The following is a 1,401-nucleotide window of genomic DNA, read 5'->3' on the forward strand; positions in this document are numbered from 1 at the left end:
TATGGTGCTACAAGATGTCAAGACAGATATTATTAAACTTTAAGGTGTGAAATGATTCACATGTATGGATTAGATGTTTTTCTTTATTGCTTTGGATAAGTGATGCAGATTACATAAATGGAATGGATTGGATATGCATTATATGTCCACAGGTGGAGGACGTAGCTCAAGCGAAGGCGCGGGAGCTAGTCCCTGTTCTTTTTATTCACACGTTTCTTGAAGTGCTAACCATTCTATTATACACAGACTCAGGAGTCTGGTCTTGAAGGGACTGGTGAGGAAGATAATGATTGTGCAGATGGATGTATCGAGCAACACCAGCACGCGTTTCTCTGGGGCTCGTATAGTCGTTCAGATACACCTCATTATACTTCAAGCTGCGCCAGAATCGTTCGATGATGATGTTATCTACAGCCCGCCTTTTACCGTCCATACTAATGCGTACCTTGTTCTCCTTCAGCAGATCAATATACTGTGAACTCGTAAAATGGCTACCTTGGTCGCTGTTGATAATTTCGGGGATATGGCTATTCAAAGCGCGTTTCATCGACTCAAGAACGAAACCAATCTCTAGGCTTTGATCCAGCTGCCAATCCACCACATAACGTGAATACCAATCAATAATGGCGAAGAGATACATCCAACCGCGCTTCATGCGAATGTAGGTGATGTCTACGCCCCACACTTGATTGGGCTTTGTAATTTGCAATCCCTTCAGCAAGTAGGGATACACCCTGTGTTCTAAGTTTCGCTTGCTCAAGTTGGGACCTGGATAGATCGCCATGATCCCCATTTCCCGCATATAGGTTCTGACCGTGTTCTCGTGAATTCTGTCTCCTTCCCTGTTCATAATGGTCGCAATCCGCCGATAGCCTAGAAACGGATGCTCTGTGTAAATCTCATCAATCCGATGCTTGAGGCGAAGTTCCTCTGGGGATGGAGGGATCGGCTTGTAGTATAGGCTAGAGCGATTGAGGCTTAGTAGCTCCGCTTGCACGGTGATAGGAAATTCAGATTCTTGCCATTCCAGGAGTTCTACACGCTGCTCACGAGGCATCTCAGAGGCCAGATTTTTTTTTGAGCCACGCTAATTGGGTGGATAGTTTCCCGACTTCAGCGTAGAGTTCATTGATCTGATTTTCATAGTCATTTTTCATTTTAGTGATGCCTTTGCGATCATCGACAAACAACTGGGGAAGATTTTGAATAGCTTCCGCTTTCCACCGGTTGAGGACATTCGTATGGATACCGTGTTCGGATGAAAGCTGAGCAACCGACTTTTCCTCTTTCAAAATTTCCAGTACAATACGTGCTTTTTCATCAGGTGTGAACTTCCTTCTCTTGGATGACATACAACTAAGAAACTCCTTTTTTGCTGTCTAGTTTCTATGTAGCATTATA

At 44.0% G+C, this 1,401-nt stretch carries 1 protein-coding gene; it reads right to left on the bottom strand.

Annotation, left to right across the window (positions count from 1 at the left end; genetic code table 11):
* Nucleotides 1–205: 205 nt before the first annotated feature.
* A protein-coding gene (locus ICC18_RS33300) for an IS3 family transposase (RefSeq protein WP_223193102.1) occupies nt 206–1,352 on the bottom strand; the annotation gives its coding sequence in 2 pieces (ribosomal slippage) (nt 206–1,079 and nt 1,078–1,352; 1,149 coding nt in all).
* Between the last annotated feature and the right edge of the window lie 49 nt (nt 1,353–1,401).

This window comes from Paenibacillus sedimenti, assembly GCF_014534655.1.
GTDB classification, from domain to species: Bacteria; Bacillota; Bacilli; order Paenibacillales; family NBRC-103111; genus Paenibacillus_E; species Paenibacillus_E sedimenti.